This window comes from Desulfovibrio sp. SGI.169 (assembly GCF_050313595.1).
Lineage (GTDB): Bacteria > Desulfobacterota > Desulfovibrionia > Desulfovibrionales > Desulfovibrionaceae > Desulfovibrio.
The window spans coordinates 1-210 of the sequence record NZ_JBNPLS010000097.1 but is presented as its reverse complement, the minus strand read 5'-3'; the positions used below and the strand labels follow the sequence as shown (position 1 = coordinate 210).

1 pseudogene is annotated in these 210 nt (G+C 59.0%); it reads right to left on the bottom strand.

The features are described from left to right. Positions 1-210: pseudogene (locus ACQRA4_RS13960) on the bottom strand (hypothetical protein); the annotation flags it as partial.

The window sequence follows — 210 nt, the reverse complement described above, 5'->3', positions numbered from 1 at the left end:
ACCCCCGAAAACTTGCTTTGCGAGTCCTGCGTCGGCCCCGCCGTAAAACCAAAAACACCGGATGCGACCAGTTGATAATCAAGCAAAAATCCCTGATTTGGCGCACTCTCCCGGTAAAATCCGCCAGTGAGCCGCTGCATCTGGTCTTCGCCCCACGCGCCCGCGTCCGCCCCTTGGCCCAGCGTCCAATTTCGGAAAAACTGGCCGCCA